The following is a 22,512-nucleotide window of genomic DNA, read 5'->3' on the forward strand; positions in this document are numbered from 1 at the left end:
AACCTTTTTATGTCATTCCCGCGTAGGCGGGAATCCAGAAAAGATTTTGAAAATTATAAAGATATAAGAGTTTATCATTATTTGAATATTTTAAAAGGTTTTTATTTATATTATTTACTGGATTCCCGCCTACGCGGGAATGACATAAGAGCATACGAGGCAAGTAACTAGTCATGAAATTATTTCCTCGTAGTATACTTATAACATTAGTATTAAGCTTTGCCCTAAATTTAGGGCTAGTTACTAAAACCCATGCCAAGGATACTCTTGATAGCATTGTAGATATTTTGAGTGGCTTAACTTGCGAAACCCAAGGCGTAGGGGATTTGCTGCGTACTGAATTTTCTCATACATGTATTGTTGCTCCGTTCTTTACTTTTGCGGTAATGAATCTTGTCTCTCCCGTTTTATACATGAATACGTTTTTAAAGCTTAAAATAAACGACAGTGATTTATTTAACGATAGTAATTTTGGAAATTTCCCCGGAGGTCAATGTACTCGTGAAAACAGAATTGATCCTAAAAATCCAGAATTACGCTTTGCTTTATGTAATAATGCTAAATTAATTGTATCTCGGGCAAAATCTGTTGCTGAATCAGCACTTGCTATTGCTAAAGCCGTCTTAACAGGGGGCGACCCTTGGAATGATATAAAGAAAGCGTGGGAAAATAAAAAAAAGGAATATCATATTCCATATAGTGGTAAGCCTGGTGATGACGGTTTTGCATTTGATGTGGGATTCCCTGTAATATATTGGAAAGTTATTCAAGATAAAGATAGAATATGTGTTTCAACAAAGGGGTTTACAGGAGACGTTCCCGTCGGCTGTAAATATATGAAAGAGCCGTTTCCGAAGTCCATGTATAATAGCTTTATGGATGTAGCAGATAAGGTTGAAGATCCTAAGGAAACGCCTACCGATCCTTTAGCCTTAGTTGCCTGTAGTGCAGCAGGCAACGGATGTTATCAAAAAGCTTATAATGCTTCAAAAACTGCAGTAGTCATGACTTCTCCTCTTATAGAATGTATGAGGCAAATGATTGCTAGATTACTAATTAGTAAAGATGTTTGTAGTTTTGATAATGTAAGCCAAGTGGTTAATTTGGCTTCAAGGCAAGATAGTGCATTATTTCAGTTCCAAGTAGGAATGTATAAAATAGTTACGGCTTTTCTAACTTTATATGTTATGTTTTTTGGCTTTAAACTATTACTTGCAGGTGAAGTACCGCCAAAAAGTGAGTATATAAATTTTATATTGAAAATGATATTCGTAACTTATTTTTCAATAGGAATTAATATAACTCCTGGTAATGGCTCTCCGTATGACCGGTTAGACGGCATGATTCAGTGGGCGTTTCCTTTCTTACTTGACGGTATAAACGGTTTAGCAAGTTGGGTTATGAATGCTGCTCCGTCCGGTTTATGTAAATTTAACGATCTTTCTTATGACGGTACCGTTTCTTATATTGCATTATGGGATGCGTTAGATTGTAGGGTAGCTCATTATTTAGGACTTGATATATTATCTACGTTACTTGTCGAAAATGCTTATCGAAGCCATGATTTTTTAAATTTTGATTTCTTTAGTTTTAGTGCTCCACCATATATTTATTTGCTAATTCCGGCGATAATCTCCGGTAATATGATGTTGGTGTCGCTTGCTCTTTCTTATCCGTTACTTGTGATTTCGGTTGCTGCCTTTATGGTTAATGCAACGATTATGTGTATGATATCTATAGTAATACTCGGTATTTTAGCTCCTCTTTTTGTACCTATGTTTTTATTCACATATACACGAAATTATTTTGACAGCTGGGTTAAGCTGATGATTTCGTTCTTGCTACAGCCTATGGTGGTAGTTACTTTTATGATTACGATGTTTTCGGTATATGATTATGGTTTCTACGGTAAATGTCAATATAAGAGCAAGTTAATTCACAATAGTATAGAAAATCTTGCACAGAGCGGCGGTACTTCAAGTCGTGATGTTTTGATATTTTATATTAATAATGATTGGGATGATATATCACAATATCCTGATAAAGATGCCGTAGAAAGCTGTCAAAATAGTTTAGGTTATATGTTAAATAACCCGATTACCACGGCATTTAATTTTGCAAAAGATAGTGTAAGTGAGATCGTCGATAGTAAACCGGGAGATACCCCTACTGATAAATTTCTTGCTAAATTCCAGTTTTTATCGGGAGTAGTTTTGGGACCCGGAATGTTTTTCATGTCTCCAAAGGTTCTTTTTGAGAAAATTAAAAATATTTTACTTGCGTTAGTTACGGCATGTTTTACATTGTATTTGATGTATAATTTTAGTAGTCAGTTAGCTGAATTTGCTGCAGATATGACGGAAGGAGTAGCTCTTAATAATGTTGCTATAAAACCGCAAGCAATATTTAAGGCAGGTATGGCAATGCTCGCTGCGGCGGGTGCGGCAACTAAGGGAGTCGATCAGATAGCAAGTAGAGGAGGAGTTGGTGATTTAAAAGCCGCTCAAGGTGGAGGAACAAGTGATAATATTGCTGCAAGCGGAGGTACGTCGGCACCTACGGTAACAACACCGACAGCTTCGTCTTCCGTAGCAACTTCTAGCCCAAAAACTGTAAGTAGTGCAGGAAGATCAGATGTTGTTACTCCTCCTCCTGCTCCTCCAGAAGCTGTTTCACCACCGCCTGCTAGTATTAGAACTTCTATTTCTACACCTGCACCGCAAAGTAATATTGAAACTGAAAATGTTGGAAAAATCATAAGAGATAATAATCAAGAAAGTAAAAAAGAGATTGATAATACTCCGCCTCCACAGGAAAAAGTTGATAATGCAGCTCCACAAGAAAAAGTTGACAATACAAGTAAAGGTACAGGAGTAATTGATTATAGTTTTAACTTAAAGGAACATGAAAATCCGGCAGGAGTAAAGCAAATACGGGAAAATGCAGAGATTCGGGATAAACGTGCAGAAGTAGAGAAAGCATGGAACGAATTAGTAGCAAGCGGCGGAGGAAGAATAAGAGATCAGCAAGGTGAAGAAACATCGGAGCGACGTGCGAATGCAGAAAAGAAATGGAATGAATTAATCGATAGCGGTGTAGTAACTGAGATAAGAGAAAGAGATAATAGTGTAACTAATAAATTTGATAAATTAGCTGATGAACTTAATAAGTCAGAAAAAGCAAAGGTAGAAGAAAATAAAAATATAGAAAATGACAGAAAAGAAGATAATACTACTACGTCACCGCAAGAAAAAGTTGACAGTACAAGTAGGGGTTCAGGAGTAATTGATTATAGTTTTAACTTAAAGGAACATGAAAACCCGACAGGAGTGAAGCAGATACGGGAAAATGCAGAGATTCGGGATAAACGTGTAAAAGTAGAAACAGCATGGAATGAACTAGTAGCAAGCGGAGGAGGAAGAGTAAGAGAACAAGAAGGAGGAGAAGTATCAGAACGACGTGCAAATGCTGAAAAAACATGGGATGAGTTAGTAAAAAGCGGCGTAGTAACAGAAAAAAAAGATAATAGTTCTAATGAAAACTCTTAAAACCTTAAAGATATTTATTATAGTTTGTATAGCGTCTGTAAGCTTAGCTAGCTTTGCCGGCTTTGGAGAATCATGTTCTAGTTTACCGACTACTTCAGATGGGTATTTAGAAACGGACACGGCATATGGCTATATAATTCGTAATATTGATATGAAAGATCCGAGAGGTAATTGTAACTCAGCTGCGTCTAGTATAACGTTTTGTTTTAAAAATATAGAAGGTAGTAGTAGCCCTTGCACCATATATAATTTAAATGAAGGGGACTCTAAGAAAATTAGTGATTTAAGTACTGATAATAATCCTGATCTTGGAGCAAATCCTGTATTAAAGAATATCGTTTTAACGGTTAAAAAATGGGATAATGATTTATGTTTAGTTATGCCGACGTCAAGAGGACCGATGCCGGTAGCATGTAAATCTTTAAGTGCTACTCCGACGCCTACTCCGCCTGATGATGAAAATTGTAATATAGGAAAAAGTTGCTATACGGGAGCAAATTATAGTCAATCGTTAATTAATTTTTCCGGTCTTGCAGTTCAGTGTTTGAGCGAAACGCTTAATAAAATATTTTTTGCCGGAAATAGTTGTAGCTCTCAAGATCAAAATTCTAGAATAACTAATCTTGCTGCTTTTTCTACGTTTCAAGGTTATTTAAAGAGAATTATAGGTGCTGCACTAATTCTTTATACTATGTTTTTTGCCTTTAATATGGCTCTAAATAAAGAATATGCAAGTACTGAAAAAATAGCTCTTTTTGTAATAAAGTTCTTATTTGTTGTTTATTTTTCTATCGGTCTTGGACCTTTAGATTTTAGTGGCGGTCAGCCGACAAAAGAAAACGGTATGTTAAAATATGGATTACCTCTTTTAACGGGAGCAGCACCGGACTTTGCACAGATGATCTTTAATGCAGCAGGTTCTAGAGGATTATGTCAATTTGATAATTCAAAGTATAAGGACGGTTATAAATTTTACGGTTTATGGGACGCAATTGATTGCCGTATAGGTTATTATCTTGGCTTGGATTTACTTTATAATATAGATAAGAATGGAGTTTTAGGGAATTCAGTCGGCAATGGTCCTCCTGGTAATAATACACCTATACCTAATTTTGATCCTGACGGCAAAAAAGACAGACCGAAAGATTTAAGTAAAGCAGGAGCACTTAGATTTTTTGCTGTTATGTTTGGATTCTTTATGGCTGGAAACGTTATTATACTTGCAGCAGGTCTAGTATTTTCTGTAATATTTTTATCTATACTTTTATATTTTATTACGCATTATTTAGTTTGCATGATTACTATTTACGTTATGACATATATTTCTCCTATATTCATTCCTATGGCTCTATTTACTCGTACAAAAGCTTATTTTGACGGGTGGTTAAAAGTATGTATTTCATGTGCATTGCAACCGGCAGTAGTAGCAGGTTTTATAGCTTTATTAATAACTATGTATGATTCTGCAATATTTAAAAATTGTGAATTTCTTAGATATGATTATGAAAAAGGGGATATTAGATTTAGTACTTTTGAGTTAAGGCTACCTAACGGTGGAGCAGATAAATGTCAGGAAAGTTTTGGATATAAAATGTTACAATATTATGCAGGTGAAGGTTGGGAAGAGCATTTATTGATACTTTTCCCAATAAAATCAATTGTTAGAGATGTTGTATCTATTTTAGCGGAACTTTTGTGCGTATTAGTATTTTCGGTTATTTTTTATTACTTCTCTAAATCTATAGGGCGATTTGCTTCTGATTTAACTAATGGTCCTAATATGGATGCAGTAACGGCAAGCCCAACTAAAATCGTTGATTTAGTAAAGAAAGGAGCAGCTTTCCTTAAGGATGCGGCCATGGCTTCACAAGGTAAGCCGCCGGCAGGAGATAAGCCGGATGTTGGAGGTAAGCGTAAAGAGGGAGAGCAGCAAGGCGGGGATTCAGAAAGCGGTGCAGGCGGAGGATTAGCTGATTTAGCAAGCGGTTCGGGTGGAGGTAAATGATAGAATATGCAGAGTAACTTATTAAAAGTTTTAGGAGTACTCGCTATAGTAGCTACGCTCGTTTGCTTTATTTTTGCAGCACTTGGTATGATAGGAGCAGTAAAAGTAGGTGACGGCTGCTATATGAGGTATTCTCCGGACGGTAAAGGAGGTTCAGATTCAATAACGGGTATTATAACTCTTAATGCGAATGCTAATTATGTAAATACTTCTAAAATGTTGCCCGACGGCACGACTCAGCTTATTCCTGATCCCAATCGTTACGGTGAATGGTTAAATACTCAGGTACTAGTAGAAAACAGTCAACCGGTGAATTTACAAGTGGTCGGTCAGGTTAGTTTGTGTTTAGCTTATGTACCAAAGGATAATGTACAATTTACTGAAAGTACAAGACCTGGTAAATCTAATTTAGATGATAAAGGTAACATGATTCCGATCCCTCGTATTAATGATGCAAATAATCCGCCTGTCTCTCTAATAATGGATGCAAAAAATAATGAATGGCGTAATATTGCTGAATTATATGCTAATGATAGAGTTTTAGTTTCCGTATCTCCTAATTTTGCCAATACGGATGCGACAGTTGAGGATGCTTTTAAAGATGATAAGGTTACAAAAGATTGTTCACAAGGTAAAACTTCTTACGATCCGATTTGTGGAAAATATTCTATTTATTCCGGTGAGTATGTCAGTGCTTGCGAGTTAAAAGAGAAGTATTGGAATTGTAAAGTCACATGGAGGTGTCCTAACTGGTTTGAACAAATAGGTTGCGACTGGGGAGCACTCGGCTGTAATCCTAATTGTGATAAGATACCAGAATGTAAAGAGAAATGTGCGGCTTGGGCTAATATAACTAGCCCAGCACCAGAAAACTACCTAGATGATGGGAGTTTTACATTTTCGTGGTCTGACGACATAGGTAAATTATTTACTGACTATTCAGCCCTTCAATGTTCTAATAATGCTAATATTCCTCCAAGTGATCGATTTCTTGATAGTGTTAGCGATCGTAACCCAAAAGATAAAGATTATATTGGAGGTGTAAATTGTACTTCAGGAATATGTAAGGACGGAGATTTTCAAAAAAATCGGAGATTTTGGTATACGGCGGACGGCAAAGGAGGCAAAGGACCAACCGGATTAATATATCAAATGAATGATGCGGGTTCTGTAAGTCAAGCTCTGCCTTCTAAGCTAGAATTTGCTAAGTTTGTTGCAGATTCAGATCAACCGCCTGACTATAAAGATAAAGACGGTAAATATTTATATAAAGTTATATATAATATACCTTTTAATAGCAATACTGAAAAAAGCTATTTACAATATAGGCTTTGGTCTCCTACTTCACAAGTTGCTAGTAAGAATACAGGAGGATATGTTTTAAATATTAAACAGACTAAATGCTATAGAGAGAACGGTAATAGTTTTAACGATACTTTTGATGATCGGGGACGAGTGCAATACATAATAGTAAAGCCTTCGGAAAATCCGAATACTAGCGGTAAAACCTATTCACCTCAAGGAATTAACGTTGATAGTGAAGGTAAATATAACTTTAACGCTAATGAGGCTGGTTATATATGGATGAAAATTCTAAATGATCCTGGTAATAATTTAAGGGACTATAAAGATAGTGAAGGTAGCTATAAAGTACATTTCTCAACCTCTTTGCAAGTAGGAAGTTTTACTATTAAAGTAATGAATCCATTACTTCAGTTATTTAAAACTAAAGTACTAGGGGCTGCTACTTCTATTTTTAAAAATATGGTATGTTATAAAGCTAATGATAGCTCGTCCTGTACTAACTTTTTTACCTATATTAAAGCAATTTTAATTCTGTATGTGATGACTTATGGAGCAATGTTCTTGCTCGGCTTTGCTAAGATAAACCAAAAAGAGCTAGTAACTAGAATAGCAAAAATCGGGGTAGTTAGCGGACTTATGAACGGTAATACCTTTGAGTTCTTCAATAGCTATCTTTTTGATGCAATTACCAATTTTTCAGACGCAATTATTGCTAATATGAGTGGATATAGTTTGTTTACTTCTATTGATCCTAATAATAAAATTTCTAATCCTTTCATGTTTTTAGATGCAGTAATGAGTAAAATATTTTTTAGTCAAACCTTTATCGCTCAATTACTTTCACTTCTTTCTCTTGGGCTTAGCGGTATTATATATTTTATAATTACTTTTATTGCGGTTGGTATAGTAATTATTACGGCACTTAGAGCGGTTGCCGTTTATATTATGGCATTTATGGCAACTTGTATATTAATCGGTATAGCCCCTTTATTTATTAGTTTCTTATTATTTGATTTTACTAGGTATTTATTTGATAATTGGGTGAGGTTTACGATCCGCTATATGATAGAACCGGTAGTTATGATGGCAGGTATTATAGTGCTAACCCAGCTATTTACCATTTATCTAGATTTTGTTTTAGGTTATAGCGTTTGTTGGAAATGTGCTTTACCGATAAAAATTCCGTTTATCGGTACTATTTTACCTATTGCATTGCTGAATGTGCCTATCTTCTGTATTAATTGGTTTGCCCCTTGGGGAATGGATTATATGTCGGGTATGATGGGAGTAAATATGCAAAATATCGTAGCTCTAGTTATTATTGCTTATGGTATGTATGGTTATGTCGAATTTTCAGGGCGTATGGTAGCAAAATTAACTAGTGCTGCCGGACCTTCGGCTACTGAATTTGGTGGTAGAATGTCTCATGATGCAGGACAAAAAGCATTAAGTCCAATAGGAATGGATGATAAAACAAGACAAGGTATTACCGGCAGAGCAGAGGCACGATTAAAACAACGCAATAAGACATTAGATCAGGCTGAGAAAAATAGGAAAAATACCCCAAAAGAAGGGGGCGAGAAGACAAATGAAGAACCGCCGCAGCCTGAAGCACGGAGATAGGGGGTTGGAGGTGTCATACCGTGGCTTGTCCACGGTATCCAGTAAAACAACTAAAAATACTAATAATATTAGTATTTTTAACTGGATCCCGTGAATAAATCACGGGATGACAACAAAAAAACTGAGCAATGCAACAGTGCCTTTGATCGTTCGCAATGACAAAAAATAAAAACCACGGTATGACGTGTTGGATAACAATTTAAAATTATGAAAATTCTTAAGAGTTTAGTTTTATTAGTTTTGTTTATGGCGATGCCAGCTAAAGCTGATGATGCTTTTTCATGGATGTCAACCAGTTTTGGTGGGTTAAAAAGCTTATTCGGTTGTTTAGAAGTGCCTGAATTTACAAGTTTTAAAGAGGGTAATATAGGAATTAGTTTATCTACAGCTGGAACTTGGCAATCAACAGGTAATACTGTTGAGAAAGGTAAATTATTAAAAATAAACTGGTCTACTTCAGGTATTACTCCTGAACCTAGAAAATATCTAGTATTATATAGAATTGATCCAAGATTTAGTACGCCGCAAGTTTTCATTAAAACTTATAATTATTCTAAATTACAATTTGAAGCTTTAGGATTTCCTCGTTTTGTTACGGACAATAACAGTGCAACACCGGGGGCTATACCGCCTGATAAAGACCTTGATGCACTTTCATTTACTAAAATGTCTGATTCTGTTAAATATTTTAACTATTCTAACGGTAATTCGAGAATTGAAGTTAAGACCGGCGATGTAGTAAATATTAGTTTAGTTGGTAAAGATAATTTTTTTAGCCCTAATACTCTAGATAATATTTTAACGCAGGAACTTGATAGTTCAATATTTGCTGCGTCTGCACTTTATACTCAAAGTAACCTTGGAAATTTTGATAATAGAATAATTTACTCATCTGCAAAGGAGGTATGTGATCTTATAGATGCTTCAAGAGATCCTGATAAACCAAGTGGGTGTAGCGGTACTGGCTCAGCTACAAAATATAAAAGTATAAATAGTAACGAAGCATTAGTCGGCAAACCTATGATAACGGGAGCGGTACAGAATTTCATGGGCTTAATTAATTCTTGTCCTGCTAATGCCGGTATAAATACTAGCCCTGCTTGCTATTACGATCAAGGTAGAGGGATGATAATTAAAGTAGGCGGGCAGGTTATTAAGGGACGAGATCAGAGTTTTGTAAATTCAGGCAGCACTCAAAGTAGCTTTATATATTATCAAGCCACTAGCGGTGGTACTATGGATTTTACTAGCGATTGGCAAGTTAATAACATGTTTAGTAATTCGGTTTTAATGAGTGATTGGAGCCGAAATTTTTCAAATTATGCTAATTTTGTAGATTATATAAATAAGAATGATTGGTCAGCTAATTTTTTATATTTCGGTCGTTATTCGATGATTGTTGAAATAGGTAATGGGGCAAATTCAATTAGTCCGGGTGAACAGCAAAATATAAGTTTAGAATATTTAATAACATCTGATGGTACGTTACCTGATCCATCTGTTCGTGGTACGCCGGTAGATTATAACTTTGCGGCTGATGCACCGCAAGATGGATATTTATGGTTAAGGGTGGTAAATCCTAATAGTAATATACAAGGGGTGGTTAGTGTAAATTATGCTAATTATACCGGTACAACTTGGTTTTCTGATATAATATATAACGGTGCTATTAAACCTATTACCGATCAGTTTAGAACTTTTAGTCAGAACTTTTATATTAAGTTAGTTAAAAATTCTGCAGTGCAGAATATAGCTAAAGCTGCATTAACTCTTTATGTTACTATATTTGGGCTAATGTTCGTTGCGGGAGCATTAAAATTAACTGCCGTAGAAGTAATAACACGTATATGCAAAATAGCTATAGTAGCTTTTTTAATTAGAGAAGAAAGTTGGAGCTTTTTTAATACATACTTCTTTAGTGCATTTACTAACGGTATTGATTTCTTTGTAACTAACGTAGTAGGTGCTACAAGCTCTAGATCTAATATTTTTGGTTTTATTGATCCTATATTTGATAAATATACTAACGGTAGGATTTGGGGATTACTATTTATTGAATTATTACAAATACATAATGGTTTAGCATTTATCGCTATTATAACCATTTATTCACTTATTACTTATTTTAGAGCTATTTTAGAAGTTATAATAGGCTATGTTATTGCATTTATAGGGCTAACTGTTATGATTTCATTAGCACCATTTTTCATAATATTAATGTTATTTGAAAAAACTAAAAGTTTATTTGATAATTGGATATCGACATTGCTTAGCTATGTAGTGCAGCCGACAATATTATTGATTTTCTTTTTATTGATAGATCAGGTTTTATCTGAGCAGCTTTTAAAAGTGGTAGTTAGAGCTTGTTGGGATACTCTGATACCAATAAAAATAGGGCTTGATTTAACAAATCTTGGTATCCCGATTAATTTCTCTTTTACATTACCGTTCTTACCAGGAATACCTTTCTATGTACCTGATGTACCGGAAATTAGTAGCTCGAATATTCTAACGAACAACGCTAATACTTTCTTAGTATTATTTACTACGGCTTTATTATTTTATTCATATTGCTTGATGTCATATGGTTTAGTAACTTTCGTAAATATAGTAGTCGGAATGCTTACAAATGTTACACCGGCACGAATATCAGGAAATTATCAAGAACGTTCTGATCCTGTGGGAGCCGTTATGCAGGATATAGGTTCGGTAACAAAACCGATTAAAAAAGCTGCAATGGCTCCGGCTAGAGTTTTCAAAGACAAGGTAATTGATCAAAATTATAAAGCTAGAAAACCGGAAGGAGGTGGTGAATTTACAAATAAATTCCTTGCCGAGCGTAATGATGTACCAAAGAAAGAGGAAGAGAGGAAGTAGTATAATTCCTGCGAGGCATTGCCGGCGTAGATGCAAAATCGTCATTGCGAGGAGCGAAGCGACGTGGCAATCCAGAAAAAATAATTAAAAAAATTCTGATTTACAGAATTTTTTACTAGATTGCTTCGTCGAATTACTACGTAATTCTTCTCGCAATGACGTTATATAAAAATAACTTAGAATAAATGAACAAAAATATTTTTATTACATTATTAATATCGCTATTGCTGCTTTCCGGTTGTACCGGCGATACTTGTATTGACCCTGATGATTTCGGTTTTATCAAATTCAATGTCTCTTCTAGATATAATCCAGAAGAAATTACTTCAAGACAGGAAGGTGATCAGGTAGCACCATGGCGTGATAGTGCTTATAAAGTAAATGGTTATCCTTTAACCGTTATGGTAAGACCGTGGAGTTATATACTTGGTGATAAAAATACTTCAGGTCAGTTATCTGCATGGTGTCCGTGGTACGGTCAGAAAAATAACACAACTACTTTGGCTGCTTTTTGCGTTAAGCTACAACCGTGTACTTTTTGGGATAATGCTAGACTTGATATGTGTACTCCTAATCCCGCAAATCAAAATGACGCAATGATTAGTAATCCTCCATGTATAATGACAGACGGTGTCGGGCTTTATTTTCTTATTGCCGCTAAAAATACTGATCCCAATATTTCACCGGACTCACAGCGTAAACCGCAAGGTATAACTCAGCATTTAGGAGAGCTTACTTCGAGTGTAGGCTATGAATTTTATAGTATTAGTAGTACAGGACAATTCTTGAAAGCCGGCGGTATAAATTATCAATATAAAGGTGAGGATAAGTCAAAATATGCTCAATCTCCTCTTTATTTTAAGATTATAGATAAATTTTATGATGATAATAGCGGGCAATATAGATTAGTAATCAAGTCCGGAGTTAGTGATACAAGACCCGATCCATTACAATTTTTAACGGATTTAATAAAAGGAGTATTATTTGGTAAGGATGGGATTATAAAGAAAACTTATCAACAAATAATTGATACGCCGGGTTATAGGATGAGTGTTTCGGCTATTTTAACTCTATATATAATGTTTACGGGCTTTTCCTTTTTAATAGGTAATATAAACCTTACTCATGTCGAACTTATAGTTAGAATATTAAAAGTTAGTATAGTCTCAATATTATTAAGTACGGATAAAGCTTGGACATTTTTTCATGATTATTTATTCGTATTTTTTATTGACGGGGTTCAGCAAATACTGCAAATAATTAATGAAGCTGCGGCTACCGGCCCCGGTTCTCAAAGTTTGCTGGGGTTACTTATTTCTCCTCAAACTTTATCTAAATTATTTTCTTTACTATTTGTTGATTGGCTTGGTTTTATATATATCATTTTATATTTAATAGCCCTATATTTTATTTTCTTTCTTATATTTAAAGCTACTATTATCTATCTAACCGCTCTTATAACTATCGGTATGATTATAATTATGGGACCTATATTTATTTGTTTCATGTTGTTTAATATAACTCGTTCGTTATTTGAGAATTGGTTAAGACAATTAATATCATATGCATTACAGCCTATAATTTTATTTGCCGGTATCGCTTTTATTTCAATGATTATTAGAACCGAAATATATTCAACTCTCGGTTTTGGGGTATGTAAACATGATTTTCCTAATTTAGGTCCGATAAATGAAATATTCGGTAGTTTTCTTGAGGATATAGATCCAAGCCTTGGAAATTCAATATTTTATTGGTGGTTCCCTGTACCAATGAAAGGAGGTATAAATAATTTCCACAAAGCAAAGATATTAGTTCCCGAAGATCATATAATAGTAGATGATTCTTGTAAGAATGATCCTGATAAATGTAAGCATTGTGCTGCGTATGAGTGTATAGATGAACGCTATATTGAATTACCGTTTTTAGATTTAGTTAAAGATGCAAAAAGGATTAGTAATTTTATAAACGGGAAATTTGTCCAACTTGATGGGATATTACTAATTTTTGTGTCTATTTATTTGCTAAGTAAATTTAACGATACTGCTATATCGACGGCACAATTTATTGCCGGTACTTCAGGTAATTTAACAGACATACAAAAAGTTAATCAGCAATCTTATGAATCTGCAGCGAAGCAAATGAATAGACCGCTAAGTTATGTAGCTAAGACGGTAAGTGCACCTGTAACTAGCCGTGTAAGTGCAAGGAAAGAGCAAGCTAGTATGTTCTTTGCCGAGAAATTTGAAGGTATGATGATGGGAAGGCTTGAAAAGCAAGCTCTCGGTTCTTCAGCAAACAAAGCTGTACAAAATGAGGTTAAGAGAAAATACGGCATAGATTCTAAAGATGTAAAAATGAATGCTATTACTGATTATGAAAACGGTATTTCAGGATTGTTAAAGAATTTACCTAAAGGGAATGAATTAAAAGCAAAAGAACTATCGAAAATGAAATTTACTCAGCTTCGAGATAAAATTGCTGCAAATAAATATGGAGTGAAAGATTACGCCGCTTTAAGTAAAGAACAAAAAACAGAGCTTGATAAGTCATTAAAAGATGCTAACTTACGCGAACTCGCTAGTGATGCGAGTTTTACTAAAGATTATCAAGATGCTTATAAATATGCTCACCAAGAAATGTCAGGACGAGGTGTTGGTCTGTTCGGTAAGAATATAGCACCTCTCAGAAGTTGGCAGGAAATGGAGCATCGTGTTGATACAAAACGTAAATTAAAAGAAGAAAAGCGTGTAGGTATAGGCGAAAAAATATATGCAGGTTATACAGGAATAAAAAGAGGAGCTTTAACTGCGATAGTCGGTAAAGATTTACGTGATGCTTATGAGGGTAATCTAACCAGTGCCGAATGGCATGATTTTGAATATAACGACCCAAGGCTTAGAACTTATAGCGAAAAATTAAAAGATGATGAAAAAGCACGAGAACGTGAAGAGCTCCAAATGCATATTAATAAGGAAACATTAGCTGCTCAAGCAGATATATTATCACCGGAATATCTAGCAAGACTAGAGAAAGCAGGAAGACAAAGCGATGTGGAATATTATCAAGAATTAGCTCAAAGAAAGCTCATTCATGAGGTACGTGGTAGGTTATTCGAGAAAGATGATCCGGTAATGATGGGTGACAGGTTTATGCGTGAAAAAGCTACTGATTCTCAGATGCGAGATATGATAGATAACGCTCATAGAAAACATGCAGAATTTATAGAGGGAGATCGATATACTCGTCGCCAAGAGCATTATGATATTGTGCATGAAAAAGCTCAAGAAAATTTAGAACAAACTTATAAAGAGCTTAAAGATCATTTCAAAAGAGATGATATCAACATTGAGGAAATGCCGGCATTAATAGCACAAAAGATCAAAGATACTGAGCAGGGACCTGAAGTAGACGCAAAGATTACGGAAGAGCTTAATAACTTTAATGCTGATGTTAAAAATTATGAATATAGTACTGAAGTATTAAATAAAATAGAGGATAGAAAGCAAGCTATTACCGATGAAGTCAATGCTCAGATCGATCAGATTAATAAATATAGAGAAAATGCCAAAATGGAAAAATATGTGAGACCAATAGTAAATGAAGGCAGAAAACTAAGAAAATTAGAAGATCATTTAAGAAATATGAAGTAGTATACTCGCTGAATTTGAAAAATTGGCTACGTCGTTTTTGTAAGTCCTCGGATGCTCACGTATTTAGTATACGCTCCGCTCCTCGGCTTACAGACTCCTTGTACAGACTCCTTGCTCTTTTTCAAATTGAGCTTCGTCTACCAATTATCCATTTACTAGGTTGTTTTTTTTAAGTGATTGTAGTATATAGAATATGTAAAAATAAAATGTTTATAAACGATAAAACTAAAAATGGTTCTGAAGAACTTAAATATTTATCATCAGAGAAAAGCTTAAAATCACAAAAAAGTTGGGAAGAAGTCTTTAAAGAACTAAGCGAAAACCCCACTGATGATTTTTTCCCTGAAGGAAGAGAGAATTCACCACCGCAAGAACGAAATTGGAAATTATTTAATAAATGAAGCGTAGCATTTTCATGGATATTTTGTTAAGTTCTCCTTTGTCATCCCGTGGCTTGTCCACGGGATCCAGTAATTAAAAATTTAAAAATACAAATATAGAAAATTTTTAAAACTAAAGCTCGATTTATCTCGCTTTTTCCTGGATCCCGTGGACAAGCCACGGGATGACATCGAATATATACACTGTTGCGTTAATGGCACTTAAGAAATTCCCACTAAAAACAATAACTAGTTTTCCTTTTATTAATTAACTTATATATTATCTAATTAAGTTAGTGATTAATTTATTAAGGGGTTTATGAAGAAACAACATATAATAAACGAGACTTTTTTAGATGCAATTCTAGCTAAGAAATTAGGTACTACTTATACTCCTCCAAAAGAAATCAACGATCCTGACTTTGATGAAGCAGCAAAGCATTTCATCGATCTATTACTTAGAGCCGACGGCTTTAAGCCTGTTAAAACTGCAGTAGTTCATCCAATCGATAAAGAATCATTACTCGGTGCAGTTAGAGCGGCACAATTTAATGTAATAAAACCGGTCTTGATTGGTCCGCAACATAAAATTGAATCAGTAGCAAAAGTTAATAATGTCGATCTTGAGGATTATCAAGTAATTAACGTTGAGCATAGCCACGAAGCAGCAAAAAAAGCCGTAGAGCTTGCGAAGAAAAGAGAAGTTGCGGCTATTATGAAAGGGTCGCTTCATACTGATGAGCTTATGTCTGCGGTGGTTCATAAGGAGAATGGACTACGTACCGAACGCCGTATAAGTCATGCTTTCTTAATGGCAGTTGCGACTTTCCCAAAGCCTTTTATTATTACTGATGCTGCTATTAATATTCGTCCTACTCTAGAAGATAAGCGTGATATAGTGCAGAATGCTATTGATTTAATGCATATGATCAAAGAAGACAAGCAGGTTAGAGTTGCGGTATTATCAGCAGTTGAGACGGTAACCTCCGCAATCCCTACCACCCTTGATGCAGCCGCCTTATCGAAAATGGCAGATCGAGGGCAAATTACGAATGCTATAGTTGATGGGCCGCTTGCGTTTGATAATGCTATATCTTTATTTGCTGCAGAAGCAAAAGGCATTAGTTCTTCGGTTTCAGGAAATGCTGATATATTAGTAGTACCTGATCTTGAATCAGGCAATATGCTTGCAAAGCAGCTAAAATATTTGGGTCAAGCGGTTATGGCGGGTATCGTTCTTGGAGCCCGTGTGCCTATTATTTTAACAAGTAGAGCCGATCCCATGGATATGCGTGTTATTTCCTGTGTACTTGCTTCATTTATTTATAACCATGCTAAGGCGAAGCTACATATCCAAGCAGGTAAATAATATGAAAGATGTTATTTTAATAGCTAATGCCGGCTCATCTAGTTTAAAAATTTCTATTTTTGAAATTCAGAATAAAAAAGTTAAGGATAAAATTTATAATATTTTTTTAGAAAAGAACGACAATAAAATATTATTTCATATAAATAAAAAACAGGAATCTGCTACCGATATTAAAGATGATGCTATTGAAATGATGATTGATCTTTTTGAAGATTGGTGGAAAAAACAAGAGAATCTCAATTTAATTGCAACCGGCCACCGTATTGTCCATGGCGGGAAAAATTTTAATAAACCGGTTATTGTTAATGAAAAAGTTAGTGAAGATTTGACAGTATTAATACCTCTAAGCCCTTTGCATCAACCTTATAATTTGCAGGTACTAGATTTATTTCTTCAAAAATATAAAGAAATCTCACATATAGCATGTTTTGATACGTCATTTCATTTTACCAATCCGCCTATTACAAAAGCTTTCGGTTTACCGAAAAAATATTATGATAAAGGGATAATTCGTTACGGTTTTCATGGGTTATCATATAAATATGTTAGCAGCCATTTTAAAGATATGACAAAGGAAGATTTACCTACAAAGACTATTATAGCTCACTTAGGAAGCGGTAGTAGTCTATGTGCTATTAAAAACGGTCTTAGTCTAACAAGTTCCATGGGCTTTAGCGTACTTGACGGTGTTATGATGGGTACAAGGACAGGTAACCTTGATCCTGGAGTAGTGTTATATCTTATCGACCATGAGAAAATGACTACGAAAGAAGTAACTGAGTTACTATATAAGAAATCAGGATTACTTGGTATGTCCGGTGAAAGCCCTGATATGCGTACCTTGCTTGCCAGTAACTCACCTGATGCTAAATTTGCTATAGATTTATTCGTGTATCGCATTGTACTTGAAATAGGTAAGTTAATTGCTGCCCTTGAGGGGCTTGAGTGTCTAATTTTTACTGCCGGTGTCGGACAGAATTCTCCTGTAATACGTGAAATGATTACCGAAAAACTTTTATGGCTAGGCATTAAAATAGATGATACAAAAAACCAAAAAAACGAGCATCTAATAAGTACATCTGATAGTGAGGTTAAAGTTTTTGCTGTGCCGACAAACGAAGAGCTAATCATCGCTGAAGAAGTGATGAAGTTTTTGTGATTGTTATTTTAAAATATCATCTAATTATAAAATAATAACTATGTTATCCAATATAGCTAAAGAAAGAAAAAAGAAATCTTTAGAAACTTTAAGAAAAGAAGGGGTTCCTTATCTTGAATTTTTTCCTCCTTATGATAAATGTAAATTAAGAACAAAAGAAGAAATTTCTATTAGAGCCTTGTGTTTGATGGTTATTGCATTAAGAGCAGAAGGATTAAATAAACAAGAAGCATGGCAAATAGCAGAAGAATTAGCTATTACAAATGATTTTAGCCCAAAAGAGTTAACTTTTTTAAATAAAGAAAACTCTCCTCCTCAAGATAAAGTTAACTTTTTATGGCGTTACGAATCTTTGTGGATTTTGTTGTGGGTTCTTGGATATATTAAGGAACTTAAAAGACCTGAAGATATTTGCGATGTTCCTGAGGCGGTAAGTATTATAAAAGAGAGAAAAAGAGACAAATTTATAAAAGAAGCTACGCTAAAACCTGTTTCTGAAATACTTGATGTAGCTGATTTAACATTTAGATATCATTGGGCGGTTAGAAATGCATGGATTAAAAATGAAAAACCACCAGCAAAACTTGATAGTAGCGTTATATATGAAAGACGCTATGCTTTAGAATGGGTATTAAATAATTATAATGAAGATTGGGATAATATAGATACGCCTACTTAATTATTTAAATAACCTGATAAAAATAATATCTCTACTTCACCCTACAATCTTAACAGTTTTCCTGAAATGTTCCCTAGGGCTCTGGGGCATTCTTTAGCAGGTCAAGCACTGCATAAAAATATCTTATAATAAGTACTGAAAGCAGTAAGGTTAAAGTTTTTGCTGTGCCGACAAACGAAGAGCTAATCATCGCTGAGGAAGTGATGAAGTTTTTATAACACAAATTGGTTAATTTTTAATTACTTCTACCTCTATTTTTCTTTATTAACTTTTTTTGAAATAAAATATATGCAACTATAGATATATTTTTAACTTAAATTTTGAGGGAAGTTATGCCGGAAGATTTTGATAAAAAAGAAAGCAGAAAAACAAATAAAGGATATTAAAAATAATAAGATAAATCCATATAATGATGCAATGAAGAAAGATTCTAGAGTGAATTTTATGCAGAAGCAAGTTATAGCTAAAAACGCAGCAGCAGGTTATAAGACAGCATTAAAAATAGAGCAGCAAGCAAAAGAAGCAGGTATTAGTTTAGATAAAGATGCTATGAGACGCTTAGAGAAAATAAAAAGTCGTTATATAGAAGCTACTAAGAAAGCAGAATTTCAAAAATTTCAAAGTGATCAAGCTCATAAAACGAATCAACAAAAAGCTGAAGCATTTAGGAGCGGTGCAACAGCTGCTGCTAAAAAACAAAGAAAAGAAGATTATAGGACAGGTGGGTGGGGTAAATAATTAAATTATAATTTTATTGCGTTAATTAGTACTGTCTACTATTTTAAACGTATGTCTATACTTCACGCTACAATCTTAACCGTTTTTCCTGAAATGTTTCCTGGGACTCTAGGACATTCTTTAGCAGGGCAAGCCCTGCATAAAAATATTTGGTCATATAATGTTATTAATATTCGGGATTTCGGTTTAACTAAGCATAAAAATGTCGATGATGAGGCTTACGGCGGCGGTGACGGGCTTATAATGCGTCCTGATGTACTCGGTTGTTCTATCGATCATGCTTTGTCTTTAAATCCTAATGCTGAAATTTACTATCCTTCACCTCGCGGTAGAGTCTTTACCCAAAGCCTTGCTAAAGAGATGTTACGGAATATATATTCTCGTGAAATAGAACAGTGTTATACGAAGAATAACTTGGAAAAGAGCAAGGAATCTGTAAGTCGAGGAGCGGAGCGTACAGAAGTACGTGAGCATCCGAGGACTTACAAAGATGATGTAGCCAATTTGGGGGGTTCATCGAGTATAAATCTTATATTCTTATGTGGACGTTACGAGGGGATTGACGAACGTGTAATTGAAGAGTATAATGTTAAAGAAATTAGTGTAGGCGACTACATTTTATCCGGCGGAGAAATACCTACCCTTACCATTCTCGATTGCTTAATTAGACTACTGCCAGGTGTTTTAATAAACCAAAATACCTTATCTTCCGAGTCTTTTGAAGAAGACGGAGAATTTAAGGGCGGGCTTGAATGCGGTCTATATACAAGACCTGAAATTTGGCGTGATCGAGCTGTACCGAGTGTTTTATTATCCGGTAACCACAGGCTAATTAATGAGTGGAAAAAAGAGCAATCACGTATGATTACTAAATTACGCCGTCCGGAGTTACTTAAAGATTTATAGTATGGAGTTAAAAAAATGAATATTATTGATAGTTTTGAACAAGAAAATATTTCAAAACTTACGGCAAATAAAAAGATTCCTGATTTTGAAGCCGGTGACACAGTTAAAGTAACCGTTAAAATTATTGATAGATCGATTGAGAAAGACGGTAAGGAAAAATTAACGGAAAGATTTCAAGCTTATGAAGGTGTAGTTATCGCAAAAAGAAATCGCGGCATTACTTCATCTTTCTTAGTACGTAAAATTAGCCATGGTGAAGGTGTCGAAAGACGTTTTATGACTTACTCGCCGATAGTACACTCTATTGATGTAGTAAAATACGGGGTAGTTCGTCGTGCTAAACTTTATTATTTAAGAAATAGAAGCGGTAAGTCTGCTAGAATTAAAGAGAGACATATCCCTATTGCTAAAACTAAGGCAGCAAAAGCTTAAGTACGCTCGCGGTGTCTACCGGCGTTGTTGCATAGTGCGATGTTATTCCTGCGAAAGCAGGAATCCAGAAAAAAGCGAGATGTCATCCCGTGGCTTGACCACGGGATCTAGAAAAATAATTAAAAAAGACTGGATACCGTGAATAAATCACGGTATGACAGAAAATGAAGAGTAGGTAGACGAAGATCAACTTCAAAAAGAGCAAGGAGTTCACAAGACGAGGAGCGGCAGCAGTTACTTAATACGTGAGCACCGCAGTACTTGTAGAACGACGTAGCCAATTTTTGAAGTTCAACGAGCATATATACTCAAATGATTTCAAGAATTGAATTTGTTATTAAATGGTGAACGCATGCAGCTTATACTTAATAAGTGAGTACGTGAATCCATGAAGATAACAAAGAGCAATTCTTGAAATCAGCAGAGTATATACTTAAATCCCTAAAGTATCCCTATAAAGTTCTAGCATAGCATCTTGCTCGGCAAGTTTATCTTTATCCAATTTCTTTAGTTTCAATATAGATTTCATAGCTTTAACATCAAATCCATGTGAAGAAGCATCTTGGAAAATGTCTTTTACTTCTTGAGATAAATCAGCTTTTTCTTGTTCTAATCTTTCTATTTTGCTTATATATTGCTCTAATTGTTCTTTTACTACTACTTCTGACATAAAAAATCATTTAACCTTTTTGAATTTACTATATAATACAAATATAATCCTTATTCAACAAAATATATAATAATGCAAATTTATCCTTTAAGACTTTTACCTAATAAAATCGATTTTGATTTTATGAACTTTAAAAAAGTCAGCTACACTTTCTCAATTATTTTATCACTCATTAGCTTTATTTGGATCGGTATATATAAATTTAATTTCGGTATTGATTTTGCCGGCGGTATAGTTATTGAAGTAAGGCTTGATCAAGCTCCTGATTTGCCAAAAATGCGGGGGGTTCTAGGTGAGCTTGGAATAGGTGAGGTGGTCTTACAGAATTTCGGTAGTGAGCGTGATTTATCTATTAGATTCGGTAGTAGTAGCGAAGAAAATCTCATGAAAAATATTGAGTTAATTAAAGCATCTTTGCAAAGTAATTTTCCGTATAAGTTTGAATATCGTAAGGTAGATTTTGTCGGTCCGCAAGTCGGTAGGCAGCTAATAGAAGCGGGGACTATGGCGATGCTGTTCTCTTTCTTAGCTATTATGGTTTATATTTGGGTGCGTTTTGAGTGGTATTTCGGTCTTGGTATACTTATCGCTTTAGTGCATGACGTAATACTCGCTCTTGGGTTTATGAGTATGACAAAGCTTGATTTTAACTTAAGCACTATTGCCGCAGTGTTAACTATTATAGGTTATTCCGTTAATGATTCGGTAGTAATATATGATAGGATTAGAGAAAATTTACGTAAATATCATAAAAAAAATATCACGGAAATTATAAATTTAAGTATCAATGAGACTTTATCAAGAACTATTTTAACAGTAATTACTACACTACTTGCCAATTTAGCCCTTATTCTTTTTGGCGGTGAGGCAATCCGTAGTTTTAGCGTACTTGTATTTTTTGGGATAATAGCCGGTACTTATTCGTCAATTTTTATCTCTGCTCCGATACTTACAATGTTTGCTAATAGGAAGTTTAATAAAAAAGTAATAGAAAGGTAATAAATCGTCATTGCGAACTGGTATCGCCTGTGTGGATGCCAAATCGTCATTGCGAGGAGCGAAGCTTTGCTGCAATCCAGAAAAAATAATTAAAAAAATTCTGATTTACAGAATTTTTTACTAGATTGCTTCGTCAAAATTTTCAATTTTTCCTCGCAATGACGATTATTAA

General features: G+C 34.7%; 13 protein-coding genes and 4 pseudogenes. 15 read left to right on the forward strand and 2 right to left on the reverse strand.

The window, feature by feature from the left end; all coding sequences use genetic code 11:
- Positions 1-173 precede the first annotated feature (173 nt).
- From H6P87_RS00755 to H6P87_RS00775, 5 genes are all read left to right on the forward strand, one after another.
- Positions 174-3,548: a type IV secretion system protein gene (locus H6P87_RS00755; RefSeq protein ID WP_202069635.1), complete on the forward strand. Its 3,375-nt coding sequence runs from the start codon at positions 174-176 to the stop codon at positions 3,546-3,548.
- Positions 3,535-5,553 (forward strand): TrbL/VirB6 family protein, encoded by a 2,019-nt coding sequence (locus H6P87_RS00760; protein ID WP_202069636.1) that lies wholly within the window; start codon positions 3,535-3,537, stop codon positions 5,551-5,553. The genes H6P87_RS00755 and H6P87_RS00760 overlap by 14 nt, the downstream gene beginning before the upstream one ends.
- 6 nt (positions 5,554-5,559) lie before the next feature.
- A complete protein-coding gene (locus H6P87_RS00765) occupies positions 5,560-8,481 on the forward strand; it encodes a TrbL/VirB6 family protein (RefSeq protein ID WP_202069637.1) in 2,922 nt (973 codons plus the stop codon).
- 207 nt (positions 8,482-8,688) lie between these two features.
- On the forward strand, positions 8,689-11,358 hold the full coding sequence (locus H6P87_RS00770; protein WP_202069638.1) for a TrbL/VirB6 family protein: 2,670 nt from the start codon (positions 8,689-8,691) through the stop codon (positions 11,356-11,358).
- A 185-nt stretch (positions 11,359-11,543) separates the two neighbouring features.
- Complete coding sequence (locus H6P87_RS00775; protein WP_202069639.1) at positions 11,544-15,008, forward strand: TrbL/VirB6 family protein; 3,465 nt, start codon at positions 11,544-11,546, stop codon at positions 15,006-15,008.
- On the opposite strand, the pseudogene H6P87_RS07210 reads toward H6P87_RS00775, so the two are convergent.
- A pseudogene (locus tag H6P87_RS07210) lies at positions 14,991-15,114 on the reverse strand (palindromic element RPE5 domain-containing protein). The gene H6P87_RS00775 and the pseudogene H6P87_RS07210 overlap by 18 nt on opposite strands.
- A 67-nt stretch (positions 15,115-15,181) precedes the next feature.
- On the opposite strand from H6P87_RS07210, the gene H6P87_RS00780 reads away from it, so the two are divergent.
- The 9 genes and pseudogenes from H6P87_RS00780 to rplS all read left to right on the forward strand — a co-directional run bounded on the left by H6P87_RS00780 (position 15,182) and on the right by rplS (position 20,671).
- Positions 15,182-15,409, forward strand: a complete 228-nt coding sequence (locus H6P87_RS00780; protein ID WP_267829767.1) for a hypothetical protein — start codon at positions 15,182-15,184, stop codon at positions 15,407-15,409.
- 298 nt (positions 15,410-15,707) lie between these two features.
- Positions 15,708-16,757, forward strand: coding sequence for a phosphate acetyltransferase (locus tag H6P87_RS00785; protein ID WP_202069640.1), 1,050 nt, complete (start codon positions 15,708-15,710; stop codon positions 16,755-16,757).
- 1 nt (position 16,758) lies between these two features.
- Positions 16,759-17,916, forward strand: coding sequence for an acetate/propionate family kinase (locus H6P87_RS00790; RefSeq protein ID WP_202069641.1), 1,158 nt, complete (start codon positions 16,759-16,761; stop codon positions 17,914-17,916).
- A gap of 40 nt (positions 17,917-17,956) precedes the next feature.
- Entirely contained in the window at positions 17,957-18,595 is a 639-nt protein-coding gene (locus H6P87_RS00795; RefSeq protein ID WP_202069642.1) for a DUF4272 domain-containing protein, read from the forward strand.
- Positions 18,596-18,620: 25 nt separating this feature from the next.
- A pseudogene (locus H6P87_RS00800) lies at positions 18,621-18,718 on the forward strand (tRNA (guanosine(37)-N1)-methyltransferase TrmD); the annotation flags it as partial.
- Positions 18,719-18,940: 222 nt separating this feature from the next.
- Positions 18,941-19,333, forward strand: coding sequence for a hypothetical protein (locus H6P87_RS00805; RefSeq protein ID WP_246437952.1), 393 nt, complete (start codon positions 18,941-18,943; stop codon positions 19,331-19,333).
- 51 nt (positions 19,334-19,384) lie between these two features.
- Positions 19,385-19,705: pseudogene (locus tag H6P87_RS07450) on the forward strand (RNA methyltransferase); the annotation flags it as partial.
- Positions 19,706-19,855: 150 nt separating this feature from the next.
- Positions 19,856-20,239: pseudogene (locus H6P87_RS07455) on the forward strand (RNA methyltransferase); the annotation flags it as partial.
- Between the two features lie 15 nt (positions 20,240-20,254).
- Positions 20,255-20,671: a 50S ribosomal protein L19 gene (rplS, locus tag H6P87_RS00815; protein ID WP_202069644.1), complete on the forward strand. Its 417-nt coding sequence runs from the start codon at positions 20,255-20,257 to the stop codon at positions 20,669-20,671.
- A gap of 433 nt (positions 20,672-21,104) precedes the next feature.
- Here rplS and H6P87_RS00820 read toward each other — a convergent pair whose 3' ends face one another.
- Positions 21,105-21,341, reverse strand: coding sequence for a DUF2312 domain-containing protein (locus H6P87_RS00820; RefSeq protein ID WP_004996682.1), 237 nt, complete (start codon positions 21,339-21,341; stop codon positions 21,105-21,107).
- Between the two features lie 72 nt (positions 21,342-21,413).
- Between H6P87_RS00820 and secF the strand changes: the two genes are divergently transcribed.
- The gene (gene secF / locus H6P87_RS00825) at positions 21,414-22,340 is read left to right on the forward strand and encodes a protein translocase subunit SecF (RefSeq protein ID WP_202069645.1); all 927 of its coding nucleotides are present in this window, start codon (positions 21,414-21,416) and stop codon (positions 22,338-22,340) included.
- The last annotated feature ends 172 nt before the right edge of the window (positions 22,341-22,512 follow it).

The organism is Rickettsia tillamookensis (genome assembly GCF_016743795.2).
Classification (GTDB): Bacteria; Pseudomonadota; Alphaproteobacteria; order Rickettsiales; family Rickettsiaceae; genus Rickettsia; species Rickettsia tillamookensis.

Coding starts and splice junctions, on each gene's coding strand:
- H6P87_RS00755 (WP_202069635.1), top strand. CDS start 174: ATGAAATTATTTCCTCGTAGTATACTTATAACATTAGTATTAAGCTTT.
- H6P87_RS00760 (WP_202069636.1), top strand. CDS start 3,535: ATGAAAACTCTTAAAACCTTAAAGATATTTATTATAGTTTGTATAGCG.
- H6P87_RS00765 (WP_202069637.1), top strand. CDS start 5,560: ATGCAGAGTAACTTATTAAAAGTTTTAGGAGTACTCGCTATAGTAGCT.
- H6P87_RS00770 (WP_202069638.1), top strand. CDS start 8,689: ATGAAAATTCTTAAGAGTTTAGTTTTATTAGTTTTGTTTATGGCGATG.
- H6P87_RS00775 (WP_202069639.1), top strand. CDS start 11,544: ATGAACAAAAATATTTTTATTACATTATTAATATCGCTATTGCTGCTT.
- H6P87_RS00785 (WP_202069640.1), top strand. CDS start 15,708: ATGAAGAAACAACATATAATAAACGAGACTTTTTTAGATGCAATTCTA.
- H6P87_RS00790 (WP_202069641.1), top strand. CDS start 16,759: ATGAAAGATGTTATTTTAATAGCTAATGCCGGCTCATCTAGTTTAAAA.
- H6P87_RS00795 (WP_202069642.1), top strand. CDS start 17,957: ATGTTATCCAATATAGCTAAAGAAAGAAAAAAGAAATCTTTAGAAACT.
- rplS (WP_202069644.1), top strand. CDS start 20,255: ATGAATATTATTGATAGTTTTGAACAAGAAAATATTTCAAAACTTACG.
- H6P87_RS00820 (WP_004996682.1), bottom strand. CDS start 21,341: ATGTCAGAAGTAGTAGTAAAAGAACAATTAGAGCAATATATAAGCAAA.
- secF (WP_202069645.1), top strand. CDS start 21,414: ATGCAAATTTATCCTTTAAGACTTTTACCTAATAAAATCGATTTTGAT.